Below are 23,214 nucleotides of genomic sequence, written 5' to 3' on the forward strand. Positions count from 1 at the left end.
ATGTCCGCCGAGACCACCACCCCCGCGAGCGACGCGGTCAGCGCGTACGACGTGGATCATCCGGCCCCGGTCATCGAGCCGCCGCGGGCCCGTAGCCGCAAGACGCCCAGGGCGACCCGTACGAACTTCGAGATGTACGGCTGGCTCTTCATGCGCCTGTCCGGCGTCCTGCTGGTCGTCCTGGTCCTTGGCCATCTGCTGATCCAGCTCGTGCTGGACGGCGGTGTCACCAAGATCGGCTTCGCCTTCGTGGCCGGCCGCTGGGCCTCGCCGTTCTGGCAGGCATGGGATCTGATCATGCTCTGGCTCGCCACGCTGCACGGCGCGAACGGCCTGCGCACGATCATCAACGACTACGCGGAGCGGGAAACCACCCGCCTGTGGCTGAAGGCGCTGCTCTACACAGCGGCAGGATTCACCATCGTGCTCGGCACTCTGGTGATCTTCACCTTCGACCCGAACATCCGCTAGGCCCCGGGGCTGAGGTATCCACTCATGAAGATCCATAAGTACGACACCGTCATCGTCGGCGCCGGCGGGGCCGGAATGCGCGCGGCCATCGAGTCGACCAAGCGCAGCCGCACCGCGGTGCTCACCAAGCTCTACCCGACCCGCTCCCACACCGGCGCGGCGCAGGGCGGCATGGCCGCCGCCCTCGCCAATGTCGAGGAGGACAACTGGGAGTGGCACACCTTCGACACGATCAAGGGCGGTGACTACCTGGTCGACCAGGACGCCGCCGAGATCCTGGCGAAGGAGGCCATCGACTCCGTCCTCGACCTGGAGAAGATGGGCCTGCCGTTCAACCGCACCCCGAACGGCACCATCGACCAGCGCCGCTTCGGCGGCCACAGCCGTAACCACGGCGAGGCCCCGGTCCGCCGGTCCTGCTACGCCTCGGACCGCACCGGCCACATGATCCTCCAGACGCTGTACCAGAACTGCGTCAAGGAGGGCGTGGAGTTCTTCAACGAGTTCTACGTCCTGGACCTCCTGATGACCGAGGTCGACGGGGTCAAGCGCACCGCCGGTGTGGTGGCCTACGAGCTGGCCACCGGTGAGCTGCACGTCTTCCAGGCGAAGGCCGTCGTCTTCGCCTCCGGCGGCTGCGGCAAGTTCTTCAAGGTGACCTCCAACGCGCACACCCTCACCGGTGACGGCCAGGCGGTCGCCTATCGGCGCGGGCTGCCGCTGGAGGACATGGAGTTCTTCCAGTTCCACCCGACCGGCATCTGGCGGATGGGCATCCTGCTGACGGAGGGCGCCCGCGGTGAGGGCGGCATCCTCCGCAACAAGGACGGCGAGCGCTTCATGGAGAAGTACGCGCCGGTCATGAAGGACCTGGCATCGCGAGACGTGGTGTCGCGGTCCATCTACACGGAGATCCGCGAGGGCCGCGGCTGCGGTCCGGAGGGCGACCACGTCTATCTGGACCTGACCCACCTGCCGCCGGAGCAACTGGACGCCAAGCTGCCCGACATCACCGAGTTCGCGCGGACCTACCTGGGCATCGAGCCGTACACGGACCCGATCCCGATCCAGCCGACCGCGCACTACACGATGGGCGGCATCCCGACCAACGTCCAGGGCGAGGTGCTGGCGGACAACGACACCGTCGTCCCGGGCCTGTACGCGGCCGGCGAGGTCGCCTGCGTCTCGGTGCACGGCGCCAACCGCCTGGGCACCAACTCGCTGCTCGACATCAACGTCTTCGGCCGCCGGGCGGGCATCGCCGCCGCGGAGTACTCCGCCAGGGCCGACTTCGTCGAGCTTCCGGAGGACCCGGCCGCGTTCGTCCAGAACCAGGTGGAGAGCCTGCGGGACGCGACCGGCACCGAGCGGGTCACCGAGGTGCGCAAGGCGCTGCAGGAGACCATGGACAAGAACGTCATGGTCTTCCGCACCGAGCAGACGCTCAAGGAGGCCGTCGAGGAGCTCGGCCACCTGCGGGCGCGGTTCAAGAACGTCAGCGTCCAGGACAAGGGCAAGCGGTTCAACACCGATCTGCTGGAGGCCATCGAGCTGGGCAATCTGCTCGACCTGGCCGAGGTCATGGCGATCTCCGCGCTGGCCCGCAAGGAGTCGCGCGGCGGCCACTACCGCGAGGACTACCCGAACCGCGACGACGTCAACTTCATGCGGCACACCATGGCGTACCGAGAGGTGGGCGCGGACGGTTCCGAGTCCATCCGCCTCGACTACAAGCCGGTCGTGCAGACCCGCTACCAGCCGATGGAGCGTAAGTACTGATGAGCACCCCCACCCTCGAGAAGTCCGACCAGGCCCCCGAGGCGGCCGACGCCACCGCCTCGCACCTGATCACCGTCACCTTCCGGATCCGGCGCTTCAACCCGGAGGTCTCGGACCAGGCGGTCTGGGAGGACTTCCAGATCGACATGGACCCGAAGGAGCGCGTCCTCGACGGTCTCCACAAGGTCAAGTGGGAACTGGACGGCACCCTGACCTTCCGCCGCTCCTGCGCCCACGGCATCTGCGGATCCGACGCGATGCGGATCAACGGCCGCAACCGGCTGGCCTGCAAGACGCTGATCAAGGACATCAACCCGGAAAAGCCCATCACGGTCGAGGCGATCAAGGGGCTCACGGTCCTCAAGGACCTGATCGTGGACATGGAGCCGTTCTTCCAGGCGTACCGCGATGTGATGCCCTTCCTGATCACGACGGGCAACGAGCCGACGCGTGAGCGACTGCAGTCCGCCGAGGACCGTGAGCGGTTCGACGACACCACCAAGTGCATCCTGTGCGCCGCGTGCACCTCCTCGTGCCCGGTGTTCTGGAACGACGGCCAGTACTTCGGCCCGGCGGCGATCGTCAACGCGCACCGCTTCATCTTCGACTCCCGCGACGAGGGCGGTGAGCAGCGGCTGGAGATCCTGAACGACAAGGACGGCGTCTGGCGCTGCCGCACCACCTTCAACTGCACCGAGGCGTGCCCGCGGGGCATCGAGGTCACCAAGGCCATTCAGGAGGTCAAGCGCGCTTTGATCACGCGCCGCTTCTGAGGCACGGAGCCTTTGGCTCGGAGCTTGCTTTTGGCTCGGAGCTTGTTGCTCGGAGCTTTTGGCTCGGAGCTTGTGGGCGAGGGCCCCGCTTCCCGGATTCCGGGGGCGGGGCCCTTGTCGTATCGGCGCACGCCGGGGAGCTATACACGCGATGTATACACATGACGTATAGTCCTGCGCATGGCCACCGCCCACCTTCTGCCGATCAAGACCGCCGCCGCGCTCTTCCCGCTGCTGGCACTCTTACTGCTGCTGCCGACAGCCGTCGTCCTGTACCGCCGTCATGGCGTGATGTCCCGAGGACGGACGCTGTCGCTGTACGGCTTCCTCTACTACTCGCTCACCGCCTTCTGCATGACGATCGTGCCGCTGCCGAAGCAGACCGGCGACATGTGCCAGCGGTTCGCGATGGTCGCCCATCCGCAGTGGATGCCCGGGAACACCTTCAGCGACATCTGGAAAGAGGCCCACCACAAGGTCGGGCTCAACTCGCTGGTCCTCCAGAACCCCGCCGTCGCCGGAACCGTCTTCAATCTGCTGCTGCTTCTGCCGCTCGGCGTCTTCCTGCGCTACCACTTCGGGCGCTCGCTGCGCGCCACCGCCGTGATCGGCTTCGTGGTCTCGATGTCCTTCGAGCTGACGCAGTGGACCGGGGTGTGGGGTCTCTACAACTGCCCGTACCGCCTCTTCGACGTGGACGACATGATCGTCAACACGGCGGGAGCGGTGATCGGTTGGCTGCTGGCCGGGCCGGTCGCGCGGATGCTGCCCGCGCTGGAGGCGCTGGACGGGCGGGCGCTGGCGGCACGTCCGGTGCCGTTCGGGCGGCGGCTGACGGCGCTGGTCGTGGATGTGGCCGGATATGCCGTCGCATCGGTGTTTGCCGCGGCCGTGATGACCTATCAGGGCGGCGCGGCCCCCTCATGGATACCGGTCGGAATCTTCGTGGCCTGGTTCATCCTCCTGCCGCTGGCGACCGGCGCGACCCCCGGCAAGCGGCTGTTGCTGCTGAAGCTGGTGGCGGACGACGGCGGCCCGCTGGTTCCCTGGCGGCTCACCCTGCGCGCGCTGCTGCTCGGGGCACTGGTGATGCCGTTCCTGTCGGGGCTGTTCCTGGCCATGCTGACCCTGCTGCGCGAGCCGTGGCCGTCCGGTCTGTTCGCCACCGTCCGCGATTCGGGCGCCCAGGGCGCGGCGGCGGTCCTTACGGCGCTGAGCCCCATCCAACTGCTGGCGGTGATGGCAGGGTTCGCGCTGACCGCCACCTGCGCACGGAAGACGCTGCGCCATCCGGACCGGCTGGCCCCGCACGACCGCATCTCGGGCATACGCAACGCCCCGCTGCCGCACCGCCGCGCCAAGCGGGCCGACGCGCAGGGCGGCGGCGTACGGGCTGCCGCGCAGGCCGCCGACCGGTCGGGGCCGGTCGCGGTGGCGGGGGCGGTGGCGCGAGCCGCCGACGACGACGCACCGGCGAGGGACCTCGACCGGCCGCTGGTCACCCCGGGTCCCGTCGGTCCCACCGGTCCCACCGGCTCGGCGGAGGTTCAGCGGTCCGGCGCCGACTCCCGCTGATGCGGGGTGGGGACGGGATGGCGGGCGCTCAGGCGCTCACGTACGGGTCGAGGCCAGTTCCACCACGGTGACGTCCGGTGGCGCCCCGACCCGTACCGGCGGGCCCCAGGCGCCCGCGCCACGGGTCACATAGAGCTGGGTGTCGCCGTACCGCTCAAGACCGGCGGCGGTGGGGTTGGCGAGTTCGGCCACATAGGTGCCGGGCCACACCTGGCCGCCGTGGGTGTGGCCGGACAGTTGGAGATCGACGCCCGCCTTCACCGCGTCGTGGATCACCACGGGCTGATGGGCGAGCAGCACGGAGGCACGCGAGCGGTCACGGTCGCCGAGCGCCTTACCGAAGTCGGGGCCCTGCCCCTCGCTCTCGCCCGCGACGTCGTTCACCCCGGCGAGATCGAAGCCGGGCAGCTCGGTGCGCTCGTTCTCCAGGGGACGCAGGCCCAGCTCGCGCACATGGTCCACCCACTCGTCGGCGCCCGAGTAGTACTCGTGGTTGCCGGTGACGAAGTAGCTGCCGTGACGGGCGCGCAGCGCGCGCAGCGGCTCGGCGGCCGGGCCGAGGTCCGCGACACTGCCGTCGACGAGGTCGCCGACGACGGCGATGAGGTCGGGGTTGGTGCGGTTGACCGCCTCGACGACCCGCTGGGTGTGGGCGCGACCCAGGATCGGCCCGAGGTGGATATCGCTGACGACGGCGATCCGGAAGCCGTGCGCCCGGCGCGGCAGCTTGGCGAGCGGCACGGTGATCCTCTTGACCCGCGGCCCGCGCAACACGGTGTACGTCCCGTACCCCACCGTTCCGGCAGCCACGGCCGTGGCACCGACGGCCACGGCCCGCGCGACAAAGAGCCGCCGCGAGGCGGCGGGCGCCGCGCCGTCCGTGGCGGCCTCCGCAGCCGACTTGGCCGCCCCGGCCGCGGGGCCCTTGGTTGCCGCGCCTGCCGCGACCTTGGCAACCCCGCCCGTGGCAGTCTTCGCAGCCCCGCCCCCGGCGGCCTTGGCAGCCGACTTGGCCGCCCCGGCCGCAGGGCCCTTGGTTGCCGCGCCTGCCGCGACCTTGACAACCCCGCCCGTGGCAGTCTTCGCAGCCCCGCCCCCGGCGGCCTTGGCAGCCGACTTGGCCGCCCCGGCCGCAGGGCCCTTGGTTGCCGCGCCTGCCGCGACCTTGACAACCCCGCCCGTGGCAGTCTTCGCAGCCCCACCCCCGGCGGCCTTGGCAGCCCCGTCCGAGACGCTCCCGGCCGACGCCGCCGCCCCGCTCGCCGCAGCCGCGCCCTCGCCGTCCCCGACCGCGTCCTTCACCAGGCCCGCAGCGCCTTCCGACGCCCGACCCGTGGGGCCGTCCAACGCGCCCACCGGGCTGTCCACGGCGGCCCTGCCAGCCCCGCCCACGCCATCCCTGATCGCCACCGTGCCGTTTGCCATGGCTGTGGCCCCGCCGTCGGACACCGCCGTCGCGGCGGCCCCGCTGTCGTCGGCGAGCGCCGTCGGCACCCCGCCCGACGACCCCTCGGGTGCCACCGTCCCAACGCCGGCGTTGCTCGCGGCGGCGCTGACGGGGCCGTCCCCGCCCGCGCCATCCCCGGCCGCCGTGCCCTCGCGGCCGTCCGCGCGGACGGCCGCCGGGGCGGGGCCGACGGCGCCGGTGTCGTCGGCGGTCACCGCCGAACCGGCATCCGCTGTCCGCGCGGCGGCGGCAGCCGCATCCGCAACCGCCGCCGGGCCCTCGGTCGACCGCACATCAGCGGGCTCGGCGGGCTCGGCGGGCTCGGCGGGCTTGCGACGGCCAAGCCACGCGCCCAGCAGAGGCCGTACCGCCTCACCCACGAGCAGGGCGAGGGTCAGGTACAGCAGCAGGGCCAGCCACAGGTAGCCCGGCCAGGCCAGGACGCGCTGGAGCGCGAAGGGCGCGCCCGCGCGGCCCGAGATCACCGCGCCGACGCTCATCAGCGGCAGCACGAAGGCCGCCGCCGTGCCCGTACGGCGCGCCCATCCCCCGCGCGCCGTCGTGTCGCCGACCAGCCGCCGCCACACATACCAGTGGACGCCGGTCAGCAGACCAATGACGGCCGACGCGATCAGGACATAGAGCACGACCATCCCCGGTCCCCTCCCCTGCCGACTACCCGACGGCTGCCTGGAACGGCTACTCGGAGGCGTCGTTTCGACGCAGAGCGCGCACCCCACGCAACCCGATGACCCCGATCGCCGTCCCCAAGAGAAACGAGGTGATCGCGAGCAGCAGATGCACCCAAAAGTACGTGGTGGGGTCGCCGGAGTCGTCGAAGGCGAGTCCGCTGGCGTCCTTCCACAAATTTTTGACAAAGGTGAACCAGATGACCCAGCTCCAGACCCCGAAGGCGAGCAGGAACCAGGACACGGGGCGGCTGAGCTTCATGGGTTCCAGTATGGGCACGGCCCCGGATACCTCCACGCGGGGGTCTGCCGTCAATACGTCGGCGCTGCTTTCGCTCTCCTCAGCGACGCCAGGTACGTTCACCTCCGTGCCCACACCTTCCTTCACCAGCACTCACGTCCGAGACCGCACCCGTAAGAGCACCGGCAAGAGCACCCGCATGAGCAGTCGCCGTACCCCCGCCCGCCGCGCCGCCGCGCCGCTGGCCGCCACCGCCGCCGCCCTCCTGCTGTGCGGGCCGCTCGCCGCCGCCCCGGCGCACGCCGCCGATCAGCCTGGCGGCTCCACCGAGGCGGTCAAGCCGCCCGCCCATATGTCCACGGTGGGCGGGAAGCGGCTCGGCTACCCCGACACCCAGGTGGATCCCAAGGCGGGCGCGCCCGCGCTGCCCAAGGAGCTCAGCGGGAAGTCCTGGCTGGTGGCCGACGCCCAATCCGGTGATGTGCTCGCCTCGCACAACGCCCACTGGCAGCTCCCGCCCGCGTCCACGCTGAAGATGCTGTTCGCGGACACGCTGCTGCCGAAGATGCCGAAGACGAAGACCCACAAGGTGCAGCTTTCCGACCTGGAGGGGATGGGTGAGGGCAGCAGCCTGGTCGGCGTCAAGGAGAACTACACCTACTCGGTCCACGACCTGTGGCTCGGCGTCTTCCTGCGCTCGGGCAACGACGCGGTGCATGTGCTGTCGGCGATGAACGGCGGTGTCCCGGCGACCGTAAGCGAGATGCAGGCACACGCGAAGCATCTGAACGCCGGGGACACCCATGTGGTCACACCCGACGGCTACGACGAGAAGGGCCAGGTCAGCAGCGCGTACGACCTGACCCTCTTCGCCCGCTCGGGGCTGCAGAAGGCGGACTTCCGGGAGTACTGCTCGACAGCGACCGCGCAGTTCCCCGGCACGTTCGAAAAGGGCAAGAAGAAGCGCTCCAGCTTCGGCATCCAGAACACCAACCGGCTGCTGACCGGCTTCGGCGTCGAGCCGTACAAGGGCATCGCCGGGGTCAAGAACGGCAACACCACGAACGCGGGCGCCACCTTCACCGGGGTCGCCCAGCGCGGAGGCCGGGTGCTGCTGGTCACCGTCATGAATCCGCAGGAGAAGGAGGCGAACGAGGTCTACAAGGAGACCGCGAGGCTCTTCGACTGGGGCTTCAAGGCGGCGGGCTCGGTGAACCCGGTCGGCACCCTCGTCCGCCCCGGCGCGGCGGGCGCGAGCCACCCCTCGGCCGGCGGCGAGGACGGCCACAAGCACGCCCAGGCGTCCGTCTCCACGGACAACGGGGGCTCCGGCGGGGCGTGGACCGCGGTGGGCATCGCGGGCGGCTCACTGGCGCTGCTGGGCGCGGTGGCCTTCGGGGTGCACCGCCGCTGGCCGCTGCCGGAGCTGGTGCGGCGCCGCTCGCGCGACTGAGCGAGCCCTTACGGCCGAGCCGGCCCTCTTACGGTCGCCGTCACGCCGCCGCCTGCGGGCCTTCGGGCCTGCGGGCGCGGGGCTTTTCGACCTCCGGCTCGGACGGCTGGGTCCGGTCCGGCTCGGACGGCTCGGTTTTGTCCCCCTCGGACGGCTCGGCCTTGTCCCCCTCGGACGGCTCGGCCTTGTCCGCCTCGGCCGCCCATTCGGCCTCGTGCTCGGCCTGGGCGGCGGGCGGGGTGGCGGTCCAGGCGGCGCAGTACAGCGTGAGTTTCGCGGTGAAGTTCATCCACAGCAGCAGGGCGATGGGCACCCCGAACGCCCCGTACATGCTCTTGGCCGCCACGTCCTTCAGATAGCTGCTGAGCAGCACCTTGAGCAGTTCGAAGCCGATCGCGCCGATGAGCGCGGCGACCACGACCGTACGGCGGGGCGGCTGCACGCCGGGGAGCCAGGTCAGGACGTAGCTCAGCAGCACGAGGTCGGCGCAGACGGCGATGGCGAACGCGGCGATCCGCAGCAGCCAGCCGCCGATCCCGTTCTCGGGGATGCCGATGAGCCGGGCGATCCGGCCCACGGCGGTGGCGGCCAGGGCGGACACGGCGAACGACACGAGCGCCACACCGCCCAGCCCGATCAGCACGAAGGCGTCCTTGACCTTGCGCACCAGCGGGTTGCCGGGGTCCTCCTCCAGCTCCCATACGGCGCGCAGACACTCGCGTAGTGAGCCCACCCAGCTGATGCCGGTGAACAGCAGCAGGACGGCGGCGACGACTCCGATCGTGGCGGCGTTCTGGACCAGTGCGCCCAGGTCGAGCTGGCCGGAGATACCCGGGATCTGCTGGGCGATCTTCTTCTGCAACTGGGCCATCTGCGCTTGACTGAGCGTCGCCGCGCCGATCGCCGCCCCGACGGCGATGAGCGGGAAGAAGGCGATGAAGCTGGTGAACGTGATCGCCGCGGCGAGCCGGGTCCAGTGGACGCGGTCCAGCCGTTCGTAGGTACGCCAGGCGTGGGTACGCGTCAGCCAGGCCATCGCGGGGCCGACGACAGGCAGCCGGGTCAACGATTCCATGATCAGCAAGTACCCTTCTGCGCGGTGTCACTCCTCGGCGCGCCGGTGCGCGATACGGATATCCGGGTTCCCCGGACAGCCGCTCCGCTCATCACTCTTTTCGGTGAGGCAGTGAGTACGGACCCACAATCACTCCATATGCCCCGCATCGGGGGATACGTTCACCCCATGAAGGACGTGGTCGGTTCCCCGCAGTCGGTGCTCGTCCTGGGCGGCACGTCCGAGATCGCCCTGGCGACCGTCCGCCGCCTGATCAGCCGTCGCGCCCGTACGGTCTGGCTGGCCGGCCGCCCCTCCCCCGCCCTGGAGTCGGCCGCCCGGCAGCTTCGGGACCTCGGTGCCGAGACCCTTACGGTGCCCTTCGACGCGCTCGCCCCCGAGGCCCACGAGGTGACCCTGGGCAAGGTCTTCGCCGAGGGCGACATCGATCTGGTGCTGCTGGCCTTCGGGGTCCTGGGCGTCCAGGCGCGGGACGAGACCGATCCTCCGGCGGCGGTCCGCGTCGCCCAGACCAACTACACCGGCGCCGTCTCCTCGGCCCTGATCTGCGCCAACGCCATGCGCCGCCAGGGCCACGGCTCGCTGGTGGTGCTCTCCTCGGCCGCCGCGGGACGGGTCCGCCGCACCGACTTCATCCACGCCTCCGCCAAGGCCGGGCTCGACGCGTTCGCACAGGGGCTGGGGGACGCGCTGCGCGGCACGGGCGTCCATGTGATGGTCGTCCGCCCCGGCTTCGTCCGTACGAAGCTCACGGCCGGGCTGCGGCCCGCACCGCTCGCCACCACGCCCCAGGCGGTCGCCGAGGCCATCGAAGAGGGGCTGCGGAGGCGCTCCGCGATCGTCTGGGCACCGGGCGCACTGCGACTGACAATGGCGGCACGCCGCCTGCTGCCCCGACGGGCCCCGTAGGGGCGCGGGGAACTGCGCGACCAGCCACCACGGACCCGCAGATGACCGACGCACCGGAAACCCCAGCGGCGCGCCTAGCGGGGCGCCCCGAAGGGGCGCGGGGAACTGCGCGACCAGCCACCACGGACCCGCAGATGACCGACGCACCGGAAACCCCAGCGGCGCGCCTAGCGGGGCGCCCCGAAGGGGCGCGGGGAACTGCGCGAGCAGCCACGACGGACCCGCAGATGGCGCACGGAATTCCGGCGGAGCTGCTTGGCGGGGCGCCTAGCGGGGCGCCGCCGGACGCGAGAGATCGGCCTGACGGGGCACCACGGGCGAGGCGCCGTCCGGCAGTTCGTCCGACCCGAACGGGTATTCGCGGTCCAGCCGCCAGACCCCGTCCGCCCCCTGCTCGTACAGCGCGAAGCCGGTGATCGTCCAGGCGGCCTCGTACTCCTTGAGCTCGCCGAACGCCCGGTCCATCGCCTCCTCGTCGATGCCGTGCGCGATCGTGACATGCGGGTGGTACGGGAACTGCAACTCCCGCGCGCACGGCCCGGACTCCACCCGGATCCGCTCCTGCAGCACCGCGCACTCCTCCGCGCCCTCGACGATCTTGACGAAGACGACCGGCGAGAGCGGTCGGAAGGTGCCGGTGCCCTCCAGCCGCATCGGGAACGGCCGCCCCTCGGCCGCGACCCGCGCCAGATGGTCCTCAACGGCGGGCAGTGCCGAGGTGTCGACCTCGGTCGGTGGCAGGAGGGTGACGTGAGTGGGGATGCCATGGGCGGCCGGGTCCCCGAAGCCCGCGCGCCGCTCCTGGAGGAAGCTGCCGTACGGCTCCGGGACCGCGATCGAAACGCCGAGCGTTACGGTCCCCACTGCGTTCTCCCTCCTGGCCCTCCCGGGCTGCTGAGTTTTGGCCGCTGCACCCGTGTCAGTGTGGCGGCTGCGCCGCCTTCGCGGCTAGATTCCTCGGTTCTTCCACACACCGATCCACAGGCCCCCTGGTCAGGGGGCCGGACCGGTGTGTTCCGCTGTCCGCGCGGGTCCGTATCCCATACGTGCGCGGGGCGCGCCGTGCTCACCGGGTGGTGCGAACGACGCTCGACGTGCCGCTCAGCGCGCGGGGGGCAGGAAGCCCACCTTGTCGTAGGCGGCGGCCAGCGTCTCGGCGGCGACGGCTCGGGCCTTCTCGGCGCCCTTGGCCAGGATTCCGTCCAACGTCGCGGGGTCGGCGAGGTATTCCTGGGTCCGCTCGCGGAACGGCGTGACCCACTCGACCAGCACCTCGGAGAGCTCGGTCTTGAGCGCGCCGTAGCCCTTGCCCTCGTAACGGCTCTCCAACTCCGGGATGGAGGTGCCGGTCAGGGTGGAGTAGATGGTCAGCAGATTGCTGACGCCCGGCTTCTTCTCCTCGTCGTAGCGGATCTCCGTCTCGAGGTCGGTCACCGCGCTCTTGATCTTCTTCGCGGAGACTTTGGGCTCGTCGAGGAGGCTGACGATGCCCTTCGGCGTGGACGCCGACTTGCTCATCTTGATCGTCGGGTCCTGGAGGTCGTAGATCTTCCCCGTCTCCTTGACGATGTACGCCTCGGGGACGGTGAAGGTCTCGCCGAAGCGGCCGTTGAAGCGGTCGGCCAGATCCCGGGTGAGCTCGATGTGCTGGCGCTGGTCCTCGCCGACCGGGACGTGATTGGCCTGGTAGAGCAGGATGTCCGCGACCTGCAGGATCGGATAGGTGAAGAGGCCGACGGTGGCCCGGTCGGCGCCGTGCCTGGCCGACTTGTCCTTGAACTGCGTCATCCGGGACGCCTCGCCGAAGCCGGTGAGACAGTTCATCACCCACCCGAGCTGGGCGTGCTCGGGCACATGGCTCTGGATGAAGAGCGTGCAGCGGTCCGGGTCCAGGCCGGAGGCGAGGAGCTGGGCGGCGGCGAGCCGGCTGTTGGCGCGCAGCTCCGCCGGATCCTGCGGCACGGTGATCGCGTGCAGATCGACCACGGTGTAGAACGCGTCGTGGGTCTCCTGCAGCGCGACGTACTGCCGGATCGCACCGAGGTAGTTGCCGAGGTGGAAGGAACCTGCGGTGGGCTGGATACCGGAGAGCGCACGGGGACGATCGAGGGCCATGGCACCCATTCTCTCAGGTGTGGAACCAGACTCCGTCCGCCGGTGTATGAAAGGTGTGAGGACTCGTGAAGCACAGATCATCGCGCGGGTGCTGGCCGGCGACACCGAGGCATATGCCGAGCTGGTGCGGGCCCATGCGCCGATCGCGCACCGCACCGCCCGGCTGCTTGGGGCGGGCGCGGATGCCGAGGATGTGGTGCAGGACGCCTTTGTGAAGGCGTATCTCGCGCTGGGGCGGTTCGATAGCGAGGCGGCGTTCCGGCCCTGGCTGCTGCGGATCGTCGCCCATGAGACGAGCAACGCGGTGCGTTCGGCGCGCCGGAGGCGGACGGCGGCGGACCGGGAGGGAGCCCTGCTGGGCGGGGCCGAGCCGGTGATACCGGAGTCCGCCGATCCGGCGGCCGTGGCGCTGGCGGGCGAGCGGCGGGAGCGGCTGCTGGCCGCGCTGGAGGAGCTGAGCGAGCCGCAGCGGCGGGTGGTGATCTACCGCTATCTGCTGGATCTGGACGAGGGGGAGACCGCGGAGGCGCTGGGCTGGCCTCGCGGCACGGTGAAATCACGGCTGAGTCGCGCTCTGAGACGGCTGGAGCGGCTGCTGGGGCCGTCGGAGACCGCCGATGGGGCGCGGTGGACGGCTGAGGTGACTCAGCGGACGGCCGATGGGACCGAGTGGGGAGGCGAAGGAGATGGCCGAGGAAGGGCTGCCCGGAGAGCTGCGGGCGCTCGGGCGAGCGGTGGAGATACCGCCGTCCGGCGCACCATCGCGACACGGCGTGTCGCAGGCGGGCGGCGCACCCCCGGAGGGAGACATGCCCTTGGAGGGCGGGGAGACGCTGGTCGAGCGGGTGCTCGCCCGGATCGTGGGCCTGCCGGTGCCAGTGGCCGACGACCGGATCCGGGAGGAGCAGTGGTGGCGGCCCCTGCCCGGCCTGGAGGCCGGGCAGGGGCCCGCGGGCGGCGTCAGCCGGTCGGCAGACCGGGAGCCGGGTAGCCCGCCATCAGCTCGGACACCTCGGCCCGGATCTTGATGAGGGCGCCCTGGTCACCGCTCTTCGCGGCGGTCACCCCGCGGTCGATCCAGTCGGCCACGGCGGGCATGTGCTCGGTGGACAGACCGCGCGAGGTGAGGGAGGGGGTGCCGATCCGGATGCCGGAGGGGTCGAAGGGCTTGCGCGGGTCGTAGGGGACGGTGTTGTAGTTCACCACGATCCCGGCCTGGTCCAGGGCCTTGGCCGCGACCTTGCCCGGCACCTCCTTGGGCGTCAGGTCCATCAGGATCAGATGGTTGTCTGTGCCGCCGGAGACCAGATCGAAGCCGCGGGCGAGCAGTTCCTCGGCGAGCGCCTTGGCGTTGGCGACCACGGCATGGGCGTAGTCACGGAAGGCGGGCTGGGCGGCCTCGTGCAGGGCCACCGCGATGGCGGCGGTGGTCTGGTTGTGCGGACCGCCCTGCAGCCCGGGGAAGACGGCCTTGTCGATGGCCTTGGCATGGGTCTCGCGCGCCATCAGCATCGCGCCGCGCGGGCCCCGGAGCGTCTTATGAGTGGTGGTGGAGATGACATCGGCATACGGAACGGGCGAGGGGTGGGCGCCGCCCGCGATCAGACCGGCGATATGCGCGATATCGGCGACGAGCACCGCGTCCACCTCGCGGGCGATCTCCGCGAAGGCGGCGAAGTCGATCGTGCGGGGCACCGCCGTGCCACCGCAGAAGATCAGCTTGGGCCGCTCCTCGAGGGCCAGCTCGCGCACCTGGTCGAAGTCGATCGCGCCGGTGTCCCGGCGCACCCCGTACCGGACACCGCGGAACCAGGTGCCGGTGGCGGAGACGCCCCAGCCGTGGGTGAGATGACCGCCCATGGGCAGTGACATGCCCATCACGGTGTCACCGGGCTGGGCGAAGGCCAGATAGACCGCGAGGTTGGCGGGCGAGCCGGAGTAGGGCTGCACATTGGCGTGCTCGGTGCCGAAGACGGCCTTGGCCCGGTTGATCGCCAGGGTCTCCACCTGGTCGATGATCTGCTGGCCCTCGTAGTAGCGGCGGCCGGCGTAGCCCTCGCTGTACTTGTTCTGCAGCACCGTCCCGGAGGCTTCCAGGACGGCGGCGGACACATAGTTCTCGCTCGGGATCAGGCGCAGGGTCTCGGACTGCAGCAGCTCCTCGGAGCCGACGAGGGAGGCGAGTTCGGGGTCGGCGGCCGACAGGGCGGGATGGGAAAGAGGCAGGCTCATCGAGTCCTCCGGGGCGATCGGTGACGGTCCGGTCGTGTCCCGGGGTGCCCAGGCGGGCGGCACCTCGTGGCGCTAAGGCCGCGCATCGCTTCCTCGTGGTCGGTTCCACGCTCGGCTCGCCAGTCACGATGCGCACCCCCACTCTAGCTAGTGAGACAAGGAGGACAAGATGGGATCGGGACGCTCCGCGGAGCGGGCCATCGCCGCCGCCGAGGCCCATGGCGCACACAACTACCATCCGCTGCCGGTCGTCGTCGCGTCCGCCGAAGGCGCCTGGATGACCGATGTCGAGGGCCGCCGGTATCTCGATCTGCTCGCCGGATACTCGGCGCTCAACTTCGGGCATCGCAACCATCGGCTGATCGAGGCCGCCAAGGCGCAGCTGGACCGGGTCACCCTCACCTCCCGCGCGTTCCACCATGACCGCTTCGGCGCCTTCTGCTCCGAGCTGGCCGAGCTGTGCGGCATGGAGATGGTGCTGCCCATGAACACGGGGGCGGAGGCGATGGAGACGGCCATCAAGACCGCCCGTAAATGGGGCTACCGGATCAAGGGCGTACCGGACGGCCGGGCCAGGATCATCGCCGCCAGGGACAACTTCCACGGCCGGACGACCACCCTCATCGGCTGCTCCACCGATCCGGAGGCCCGCGCCGACCACGGCCCCTTCACCCCCGGGTTCCCGATCGTGCCGTACGGGGATCTGGCGGCGATGGAGGCGGCGCTCGACGCCGCGCCCGAGGAGACGGTCGCCGTGCTGCTGGAGCCGATCCAGGGCGAGGCCGGAGTCGTGGTGCCGCCGCCCGGCTATCTGGCCGGGGTCCGGGAGCTGACCCGGGAGCGGAATGTGCTGTTCATCGCCGATGAGATCCAGTCGGGCCTCGGGCGCACCGGCACCACCTTCGCCTGTGAGCACGAGGGGGTGGTCCCCGATGTCTATGTGCTGGGCAAGGCACTGGGCGGCGGAGTGGTGCCGGTATCGGCGGTGGTGTCCTCCGGTGAGGTGCTCGGGGTGCACCGCCCCGGGGAGCACGGCTCCACCTTCGGCGGCAACCCGCTCGCCTGCGCGATCGCCCTGGAAGTCATCGCCATGGTGCGGACCGGGGAGTTCCAGCGGCGCTCGGCCACGCTGGGCGAGCTGCTCCACCGGGAGCTGGGGCTCCTCGTGGGAAGGGGAGTTGAGCAGGTGCGTGGCCGGGGGCTGTGGGCAGGGGTGGACATCCATCCGTCACGGGGCACCGGGCGGCAGATCTCCGAGCGGCTCATGGACCGCAGAGTGCTGGTCAAGGACACCCGTGGCGCCACCATCCGGATCGCCCCGCCCCTGGTGATCAGCGAGGAGGATCTGGAGTGGGCGCTGGACCAACTCAGGGCGGTGCTGGCCGAATGACCCGGTACGGCTCGGTGGACCTGCCCTGCTCAAAGGCCCCGTGCGGGTCGGAGGCCCCACACGGGTCAGAAGATCACTGTGGTTCAGAGGGCTCGGTGTGGTTCAGAGGATCACATGGGGGATGAAGCGCGCGTACTCATCCGTCACCAGCCCCGCCGACTCGCGGATGCCGAGTCCCGCCGCCTCGCCCTCGACGACCCAGGTGCCGAGCACCACCCGGTTGCCGTCGAAGTCTGGCAGCGGCGCCAGTTCCTGGTAGCAGCACGGCTCATCGCGGAGGACGGGCTCCTCGCCCGGCGGGTGCACGGTGACCCGGCCCCCTCGCGGCCGAGCAGCGGTTTGGCCACATAGCCGGTGGTGCGGGCGAGTTCCCGGGGGCCGTCGAGGTAGGCGGGCAGCAGGTTGGGGTGGTCCGGGAAGAGCTCCCACAACACGGCCAGCGGCGCCTTGTTGGACAGCAGCATCTTCCAGGCCGGTTCGATCCACAGCGTGGATCCGGTGCCGCCCCCGTTGTCGAGGGTGTCCAGCACCCGCGGGCGGAACCGGTCGGTGGCCAGCCACCCTGACCGAGGCCGTCACCGTCCTGACCGACGGCTTCGTCCCCGACGAGGTCTACGCGCGCGCCGCCAAGCACTTCGAGGAGCAGGGGCTGGCGCAGGTGATCGCCCTGACCCTCACCATCAACGCCTGGAACCGGATCGGTGTGACCCCCCGTATGACCCCCGGCGCATACAAGCCGACCGTGTGACCATCTGCCCCCGTCGTCGTTGATGACGGGGGCCGTTGTCCGACGTCGGAATCATCGCCACGGTCTTCCTCCCCGCGACAGAAGAGAGGTTCATCCCGGACCTGCTCATCTGTGAGTCGGAAGCGCTGAAGAGCATGGAGGAGTGGCAGGTCCAGGCGGGTGACGTCCTGCTCGTCGCCGAGATCACATCGCCCTCCACACGAGCTCGCGATCTCCAGGCCAAGGTCAAGGGCTACGCCCACTCCAACGTGCCGATCTATTTGCTGGTCGACCCGGACGACGACGAGGGCTCCACGACCGTGTACTCCGCACCGGACGGAAAGGGCCGCTACCGGGATGAGCACCGAGCGGCGTTCGGGGAGCCGCTGACGCTCCCCGAACCGCTCGGCCTCGAACTCGACACCGCGGGCTTCCTCAAGTAATCCGGTCGCCCAGGCTGCCCTGAGCGCGATCCGGGCTCACGGCATCCACTTCTTCCAGACGTCCGGATGCGCCTCGACCCACTTCTTCGCGGCGTCCTGGGCCGACATTCCCTTCGAGGCGATCAGCTCGGACACCTCGTTCTGGTCGTCCTTGGTCCAGTGGAACTTCTTCAGGAACGCCGACGCCTTGCCGCCCTGCTTCGCGAAGTCCGCGTTGAGGTACTTCTGCAGCGGTGTGGTCGGGTAGGCGCAGTCGATGGACTCGGGGTCCTTGGTGCCCTCGTTCGCGCACTTGTCGGTGTACTTGGGCAGCTTGACCTCGACCATCGGCACCTGGTTGAACAGCCACTGCGGCTCGTACCAGTACGTCAGGAACGGCTTCTTGCCCTTGGCGAACTGCTTGATCTGGGTGATCTGCGCCGCCTCCGAACCCGAGAAGACGATCTGGTAGTTCAGCTTCAGGTTCTTCACCAGCGCCTTGTCATTGGTGACATAGGACGGGGAACCGTCCAGCAACTGGCCCTTGCCACCGCTCTCCGCGGTCTTGAAGGTCTTGGCGTACTTGTTGAGGTTCTTCCAGTTCAGCACGTCCGGATGTTTGTCGGCGAAGTACTTCGGCACCCACCAGCCGATATGGCCGGTGACGCCGAGCCCGCCGCCCGGCACGATCAGCTTCTTGTCCTTGACGTAGCGCTGTTCCTGCTCCGGGTGGCCCCAGTCCTCCAGGATCGCGTCCACCCGGCCCTGGCTGAGCGCGTCCCACGCCGGAATCTCGTCCACCTGGACGGTGTCGACACGGTAGCCCAGCTCATGCTCCAGCAGATACTGGGCGACCGCGACATTGGACTGGGCGCCGACCCACGACTGGACCGAGAGCGTGACGCTCTTCGCCCCGCCCACATTGGCGTACGGCGAGGACTGCTTGGTCATATCCGCCGCGCCGCAGCCGGTCGCGGTGAACACGGCCGCGATCCCGGCGACGGCCATCAGCAGCTGAATGCGGGTGCGAGCCATCTCAAGCCCCCTTCCTTTCGCGGCGCGCGGTCGGCTGGGTCACGCGGTCGAGCATCAGCCCCAGGCAGACGATCGCCGTGCCGGCCACCAGACCGGTCGCCAGATCGCCCTGCGCCAGGCCGAACAGCACGTCGTAGCCGAGCGCGCCCGAGCCGACCAGACCGCCGATGACGACCACGGCCAGCACCAGCACCACGCCCTGGTTGACGGCGAGCAGCAGCGCCGGGCGGGCCAGCGGGAGCTGGACCTGGCGCAGTTGCTGCCCCTGGGTGGCGCCGAGCGAACGCGCCGACTCCAGCGCGGCCGGGTCGACGTTCCGGATCCCCTGGGTGGTGATGCGGATGACGGCGGGCAGCGCGTAGACGATGGCCGCGGCCGCCGCGGGGGCGCGGCCGACGCCGAACAGCGCGACCACGGGGATCAGATACACGAACTGCGGCATGGTCTGGAACATGTCCAGCACCGGTCGCATCATCCGTTCCAGCCGGGTGCTGCGCGCGGCCCAGATGCCGATCGCGAAACCGAGGACCAGCGTGACGAAGACGGCCGCCAGCACCTGGGAGAGGGTGTCCATGGACGGCTCCCACACTCCCAGCACACCGATCGCGGCCATGGCGGCGGTGGCGGTCAGCGCGGTGGCCCAGGTGCCGATCAGCCAGGCCAGCGCCGCGACGATCAGCAGCACCGCGTACCACGGGAGGCCCTGCAGCCCCTCGCGCAGCGGGTCGAGGATCCACTTGACGTAGTCCGCGGCCCAGTCGGCGGTGCCGCCGACGACCGGCACTCCGGTGTAGAGGTGGTCGACCATCCACTCCTTGAACTGGTTGACGGGCTCCTCGATGGCGACGGTCCAGCCGGTCGGCCAGGCCTGGGAGCCGGTCAGCCGTCCGACGACGGTGATGACAGCGGTGACCACCGCGGCCCCCGCCCACGCGGGCCAGCCACGCAGCAGCCGGGGCCCGCCCTCGGCCGGGGGCTCGCCGAGCCGCTCGCCCGCCGATCCGATGGTGCGGTCCATCATGACGGCGAGGAGCACGATCGGGAGGCCGGCGGCGAGCGCCTTGCCGACGTCCACGCTGGACAGCGCCTGGTAGACGCGGTCACCGAGACCGCCGCCGCCGATCACGGAGGCGATGACGGCCATGGACAGCGCCATCATGATCGTCTGGTTGATGCCCAGCAGCAGTTCCTTGCGGGCCAGCGGCAGCCGGGCGGACAGCAGCCGCTGCCGCCAGGTCGCGCCGAGCGAGGTCACCGCTTCCAGCACCCCGGCGTCCGCGCCGCGCAGGCCGAGGGCGGTGAGCCGGGCCATGGGCGGAGCCGCGTAGATCACGGTGGCCAGCACCGCGCCGGGCACGCCGTTGCCGAAGATCATCACGACGGGGAGCAGATACGCGAACGCGGGCAGCACCTGCATGGTGTCGAGCACCGGCCGCAGCACCCGGAACGCCCATTCCGAGAGGCCGCCGGCCAGGCCCAGCAGTCCGCCGATGACGACGGAGGCGGTGACGGCGATGGCCATCAGCGCGAGCGTCTGCATCGTCGGCACCCACATGCCCAGCAGTCCGCAGATGGCGAAGGACACCAGGGTCGTGACCGCGATCCGCACCCCGGCGACCCGCCAGGCGATCAAGGTCAGCCCGGCGGTGACACCGGCCCAGCCGAGGGCGAGCAGAGCCACATAGACGGCGCGGACACCAATGATGATGACGTTGCTGACGTGGCCGAAGAAGTAGAGAAAGATCCAGTGACTGTCGCGGTTGTCGAGGATCCAGTCGCTGGCATCGCCGAGCGGTCCGGACACATCCACAGTCAGCGCGTGCGGCCAGCTACCGCTCGCCCACTTGGCGTGCGCGAGCGGTATGAGCACGGCGGCGATCACCACGAGCACCGCCAGCTTGCGCGCGGCGGGGCTGCGGACGGCGGAGCCCACCAGGGACGGGCGCGGTTCGGCCGCCGCCGTCCCGGTGGCGGCCGGGTCGGTGGCGGGGTCGGTGGAGGGGCGGGTGGCCGTGGCACTCATACGCGCCCCCCGGTGCGGCCCGGCGGAGAGAGGGTCGAGGCGATGCTCATGCCGCGGCCACCCCCTTGCCGTCCAGGCCCGCGACGACGCTGAGCAGACAGGCGTGGTCGACGACGCCCAGGCAGCGGCCGTCGTCCACGACGCGCGCGGGGCCGCCGGTGCGGGCCACGGCCTCGATCGCGTCGGCGACCGTGGTGCCCGGGGCCAGCGCCGGCCCGCCGTCCTGCTCATCCGACGTCGCGGGGCGCATGGCGCGGCGCACGGTCAGCACCTGCTCCCGCGGAACGTCGCGGACGAAGTCCCGTACGTAGTCGTCCGCCGGGGAGCCGACGATCTCCTCCGGGGTGCCGAGCTGCACGATCCCGCCGTCGCGCATCAGCATGATGCGGTCGCCGAGCCGCAGCGCCTCGCTGAGGTCATGGGTGATGAAGACCATCGTCCGGCCCTCGTCGTGGTGCAGGCGGATGACCTCCTCCTGCATATCGCGGCGGATCAGCGGGTCGAGCGCGCTGAACGGCTCGTCGAAGAGCAGCACCTCGGGGTCGACGGCCAGCGCCCGGGCCAGGCCCACCCGCTGCTGCTGACCGCCGGAGAGCTGTCCGGGACGGCGGCGCTCAAGACCGGTGAGACCGACCTTCTCCACCACCTCGGCGGCCTTGGCGCGGCGCTCGGCCTTGCCCATCCCCTGGATCTCCAGCCCGTAGGCGACGTTGTCGATGACGGAGCGGTGCGGCAGCAGTCCGAAGTGCTGGAAGACCATGGCGGCGCGGTGCCGGCGCAGATCGCGCAGCCGGGCCTTGTCCATGGCCAGGACGTCCTCGCCGTCGATCTTCAGGGTCCCGGACGTGGGCTCGATCAGCCGGGTGAGGCAGCGTACGAGGGTGGACTTGCCGGAGCCGGACAGCCCCATGACCACGAAGACCTCGCCCGGCTGGACGTCGAAGGAGACCTCGCGGACGGCGGCGGTGCAGCCGGTGCGGGCACGCAGCTCGCCGGCGGGCAGCTCCGCCTCGGCGGAACCGGGGATGCGCTCGGCCTTCGGGCCGAAGACCTTCCACAGGTCGCGGACCGAGAACACCGGGGCGCGCTCGCCGCTCTCGGGGATCTTGGGGGTGTCGGGCGTCTCGGGGACCAGGGTCGTGGCCATCACGCCTCACCTCCCGGCGCGAGCGTGGCAGCCCGGTCGTCGGGCCTGTGCCGTTCCCGGTCGCGATCCTCGAACAGCAGCTCAGCGCACTTCTCGCCCACCATCAGGACTCCGATCATCGGGTTCACGGCCGGCATCGTCGGGAAGACGGACGCGTCGGCGATACGGACGCCGTTCAGACCCCGGATCCGCAGATCAGGGCCGACAACGGCGAGTTCATCCGACGAGGCACCCATACGACAGGTGCCCGCCGGGTGGTACACGGTGTGCGCGACCTTGCGGGCGTACTCGCTGATCTCCTCGTCCGAGGTGATCTCCGGGCCCGGGCACACCTCGCGCTTGAGCCAGCTCGCCAGCGGTTCGGTCTTGGCGATCTCACGCGCGACCCGGATGCCGTCGACCAGCGTGCGGCCGTCGTAGTCGTCCTCGTCCGTGAAGTACCGGAAGTCGAGGGCGGGCTTGACGGACGGATCGGCGCTGGTGAGGTAGAGCCGGCCGCGGCTGCGCGGCTTGGGGATGTTGGGGGTCATCGACACGCCGTGCTCGGGCTTTTCGTAGCCCAGCCGCTCCGGATTGTCGGTGAACGGGATCTGGTAGAAGTGGAACATCAGGTCCGGGCCCCGGGATTCGGGGTCCCGCCGGATGAACAGGCCCGCGTCGGAGTCCATCGCGGAGTTGTCCGGGATCGGGCCGTCCGTCTCCCACACGATGACCGACTCGGGGTGGTCGAGCAGATTCTCGCCGACGCCCGGCAGATCGTGGACGACGGGAATGCCCAGCGCCTCCAGATCGGACTTGGGGCCGATACCGGAGTGCATCAGCAGCCGCGGGGTGTCCACGGCGCCCGCGCAGACCAGGACCTCGGTCTCGGCCCGGACGACGATCTCCTCGCCGTCCTTGGTGCGGACATGGACGCCGGTGATCCGGCCGGTGTCGTCCAGCTCCAGCTTGTACGCCCAGGTCTCCAGCATCAGATGGAGGTTGGGCCGGTCCAGGAACGGGTGCAGATAGGCGACCGACGCCGAGGAGCGCTTGTTGTTCTCCGGGTGGTACGCGAGGTCGAAGAAGCCGACGCCCTCATGGAACGGCTGCTTGTTGAACCCCTCGACCCGCGGCACCCCGGCGGCGGACTGGGCGGCCTCGACGAAGTCCCGCGCGATCGCGTTCCGGTCCTTCTCGTCCACCGGGACAACGTTGTTGCGCAGCCGCTGGAAGTACGGGTCCATGGACTCCGCGTCCCAGCCCTCGGCGCCGGCCTCGGACCACTCGTCCCAGTCGCCCGGCAGCGGCTTGAAGGAGATCAGGGTGTTGTGCGAGGAGCACCCCCCGAGCACCCGCGCCCGACTGTGCCGGATATGCGAGTTTCCGCGCGGCTGCTCGGTGGTGGGGTAGTCGTAGTCCAAGTCCCCGCCGAGCAGCCCGAGCCAGCGGCGCAGGGTGAGCACATCGGGGCGGTCGACATCGGACGGTCCGCCCTCGATGACGGCGACACGGATGTCCGGGTCCTCGGTGAGCCGGGAAGCGATCACCGATCCTGCGGTGCCGCCGCCGATGACGACATAGTCGTATACGACAGGTACGGACATGTGGGGTTACTCCTCGCGGTCTTACCCAAACGGCTCACGCCGGTGCGGGACGGGGGCTGCCGCCCCTGGGGTGGGGGTGTTGCTGGGTGCCTCGGTGTCCACGGGTCTTCCGCCGCCGGTCGCCG

Annotated in this window: 18 protein-coding genes, 3 pseudogenes and 1 riboswitch; of the genes and pseudogenes, 10 read left to right on the forward strand and 11 right to left on the reverse strand. The window is 70.4% G+C overall.

Annotated features, from left to right (window positions below):
* The 4 genes from STRVI_RS40600 (at position 1) to STRVI_RS46830 (ending at position 4,598) form a co-directional block, all read left to right on the forward strand.
* On the forward strand, positions 1 to 471 hold the full coding sequence (locus tag STRVI_RS40600) for a succinate dehydrogenase hydrophobic membrane anchor subunit (RefSeq protein ID WP_014061380.1): 471 nt from the start codon (positions 1 to 3) through the stop codon (positions 469 to 471).
* 24 nt (positions 472 to 495) lie between these two features.
* The gene (gene sdhA / locus STRVI_RS40605; RefSeq protein WP_014061381.1) at positions 496 to 2,250 is read left to right on the forward strand and encodes a succinate dehydrogenase flavoprotein subunit; all 1,755 of its coding nucleotides are present in this window, start codon (positions 496 to 498) and stop codon (positions 2,248 to 2,250) included.
* A complete protein-coding gene (locus tag STRVI_RS40610) occupies positions 2,250 to 3,023 on the forward strand; it encodes a succinate dehydrogenase iron-sulfur subunit (RefSeq protein ID WP_014061382.1) in 774 nt (257 codons plus the stop codon). Before sdhA ends, STRVI_RS40610 begins: the two co-directional genes overlap by 1 nt.
* 180 nt (positions 3,024 to 3,203) lie before the next feature.
* Positions 3,204 to 4,598, forward strand: a complete 1,395-nt coding sequence (locus STRVI_RS46830; protein ID WP_014061383.1) for a VanZ family protein — start codon at positions 3,204 to 3,206, stop codon at positions 4,596 to 4,598.
* A 36-nt stretch (positions 4,599 to 4,634) separates the two neighbouring features.
* On the opposite strand, the gene STRVI_RS51480 is transcribed toward STRVI_RS46830, so the two are convergent.
* Together STRVI_RS51480 and STRVI_RS55255 are read right to left on the reverse strand one after the other, a co-directional pair.
* Positions 4,635 to 5,903, reverse strand: a complete 1,269-nt coding sequence (locus tag STRVI_RS51480) for a metallophosphoesterase (RefSeq protein ID WP_435532642.1) — start codon at positions 5,901 to 5,903, stop codon at positions 4,635 to 4,637.
* A gap of 841 nt (positions 5,904 to 6,744) precedes the next feature.
* Positions 6,745 to 6,996 carry an SCO4848 family membrane protein gene (locus STRVI_RS55255; RefSeq protein ID WP_043241427.1) on the reverse strand — a complete coding sequence of 84 codons (252 nt, stop codon included), beginning with the start codon at positions 6,994 to 6,996 and terminating at the stop codon, positions 6,745 to 6,747.
* Positions 6,997 to 7,174: 178 nt separating this feature from the next.
* On the opposite strand from STRVI_RS55255, the gene STRVI_RS40630 reads away from it, so the two are divergent.
* The gene (locus STRVI_RS40630) at positions 7,175 to 8,428 is read left to right on the forward strand and encodes a D-alanyl-D-alanine carboxypeptidase family protein (RefSeq protein ID WP_043237347.1); all 1,254 of its coding nucleotides are present in this window, start codon (positions 7,175 to 7,177) and stop codon (positions 8,426 to 8,428) included.
* Positions 8,429 to 8,468: 40 nt separating this feature from the next.
* Here the strand turns inward: STRVI_RS40630 and STRVI_RS40635 are convergent, their stop codons facing one another.
* Positions 8,469 to 9,503, reverse strand: a complete 1,035-nt coding sequence (locus tag STRVI_RS40635) for a YihY/virulence factor BrkB family protein (protein ID WP_043241429.1) — start codon at positions 9,501 to 9,503, stop codon at positions 8,469 to 8,471.
* Between the two features lie 168 nt (positions 9,504 to 9,671).
* On the opposite strand from STRVI_RS40635, the gene STRVI_RS40640 reads away from it, so the two are divergent.
* The gene (locus STRVI_RS40640; RefSeq protein WP_014061387.1) at positions 9,672 to 10,412 is read left to right on the forward strand and encodes an SDR family NAD(P)-dependent oxidoreductase; all 741 of its coding nucleotides are present in this window, start codon (positions 9,672 to 9,674) and stop codon (positions 10,410 to 10,412) included.
* A gap of 267 nt (positions 10,413 to 10,679) precedes the next feature.
* On the opposite strand, the gene STRVI_RS40645 is transcribed toward STRVI_RS40640, so the two are convergent.
* Together STRVI_RS40645 and trpS are read right to left on the reverse strand one after the other, a co-directional pair.
* Positions 10,680 to 11,276: a 2'-5' RNA ligase family protein gene (locus STRVI_RS40645; RefSeq protein ID WP_014061388.1), complete on the reverse strand. Its 597-nt coding sequence runs from the start codon at positions 11,274 to 11,276 to the stop codon at positions 10,680 to 10,682.
* Positions 11,277 to 11,513: 237 nt separating this feature from the next.
* Positions 11,514 to 12,527: a tryptophan--tRNA ligase gene (gene trpS, locus STRVI_RS40650; protein ID WP_014061389.1), complete on the reverse strand. Its 1,014-nt coding sequence runs from the start codon at positions 12,525 to 12,527 to the stop codon at positions 11,514 to 11,516.
* 46 nt (positions 12,528 to 12,573) lie between these two features.
* On the opposite strand from trpS, the pseudogene STRVI_RS55260 reads away from it, so the two are divergent.
* Positions 12,574 to 13,132 (forward strand): annotated as a pseudogene (locus tag STRVI_RS55260) (RNA polymerase sigma factor); the annotation flags it as partial.
* A 355-nt stretch (positions 13,133 to 13,487) separates the two neighbouring features.
* Here STRVI_RS55260 and glyA read toward each other — a convergent pair.
* Complete coding sequence (gene glyA, locus STRVI_RS40655; RefSeq protein WP_014061391.1) at positions 13,488 to 14,759, reverse strand: serine hydroxymethyltransferase; 1,272 nt, start codon at positions 14,757 to 14,759, stop codon at positions 13,488 to 13,490.
* Between the two features lie 39 nt (positions 14,760 to 14,798).
* Positions 14,799 to 14,896: riboswitch (ZMP/ZTP riboswitch) on the reverse strand.
* A gap of 32 nt (positions 14,897 to 14,928) precedes the next feature.
* Between glyA and rocD the strand changes: the two genes are divergently transcribed.
* Positions 14,929 to 16,149, forward strand: coding sequence for an ornithine--oxo-acid transaminase (gene rocD, locus STRVI_RS40660; protein WP_014061392.1), 1,221 nt, complete (start codon positions 14,929 to 14,931; stop codon positions 16,147 to 16,149).
* 102 nt (positions 16,150 to 16,251) lie between these two features.
* On the opposite strand, the pseudogene STRVI_RS40665 reads toward rocD, so the two are convergent.
* Positions 16,252 to 16,709, reverse strand: a pseudogene (locus STRVI_RS40665) (glutathionylspermidine synthase family protein); the annotation flags it as partial.
* 2 nt (positions 16,710 to 16,711) lie between these two features.
* Here STRVI_RS40665 and STRVI_RS40670 point away from each other — a divergent pair.
* Both STRVI_RS40670 and STRVI_RS40675 read left to right on the forward strand, forming a co-directional pair.
* A pseudogene (locus tag STRVI_RS40670) lies at positions 16,712 to 16,897 on the forward strand (carboxymuconolactone decarboxylase family protein); the annotation flags it as partial.
* A gap of 35 nt (positions 16,898 to 16,932) precedes the next feature.
* On the forward strand, positions 16,933 to 17,319 hold the full coding sequence (locus STRVI_RS40675; protein ID WP_050993854.1) for a Uma2 family endonuclease: 387 nt from the start codon (positions 16,933 to 16,935) through the stop codon (positions 17,317 to 17,319).
* Between the two features lie 36 nt (positions 17,320 to 17,355).
* Here STRVI_RS40675 and STRVI_RS40680 read toward each other — a convergent pair whose 3' ends face one another.
* Genes STRVI_RS40680 through STRVI_RS40695 form a run of 4 tightly spaced genes read right to left on the reverse strand, consistent with a single transcriptional unit; the run spans position 17,356 to position 23,089 of the window.
* A complete protein-coding gene (locus STRVI_RS40680) occupies positions 17,356 to 18,333 on the reverse strand; it encodes an ABC transporter substrate-binding protein (RefSeq protein ID WP_014061393.1) in 978 nt (325 codons plus the stop codon).
* A 1-nt stretch (position 18,334) separates the two neighbouring features.
* Positions 18,335 to 20,356: an ABC transporter permease gene (locus STRVI_RS40685; RefSeq protein WP_014061394.1), complete on the reverse strand. Its 2,022-nt coding sequence runs from the start codon at positions 20,354 to 20,356 to the stop codon at positions 18,335 to 18,337.
* A gap of 46 nt (positions 20,357 to 20,402) precedes the next feature.
* Entirely contained in the window at positions 20,403 to 21,503 is a 1,101-nt protein-coding gene (locus STRVI_RS40690; RefSeq protein ID WP_014061395.1) for a quaternary amine ABC transporter ATP-binding protein, read from the reverse strand.
* On the reverse strand, positions 21,503 to 23,089 hold the full coding sequence (locus STRVI_RS40695) for a GMC family oxidoreductase (RefSeq protein WP_014061396.1): 1,587 nt from the start codon (positions 23,087 to 23,089) through the stop codon (positions 21,503 to 21,505). Before STRVI_RS40695 ends, STRVI_RS40690 begins: the two co-directional genes overlap by 1 nt.
* Positions 23,090 to 23,214: the final 125 nt, after the last annotated feature.

Origin of the sequence: Streptomyces violaceusniger Tu 4113 (assembly GCF_000147815.2) — a bacterium.
In the GTDB taxonomy this organism is placed as follows: Bacteria; Actinomycetota; Actinomycetes; order Streptomycetales; family Streptomycetaceae; genus Streptomyces; species Streptomyces violaceusniger_A.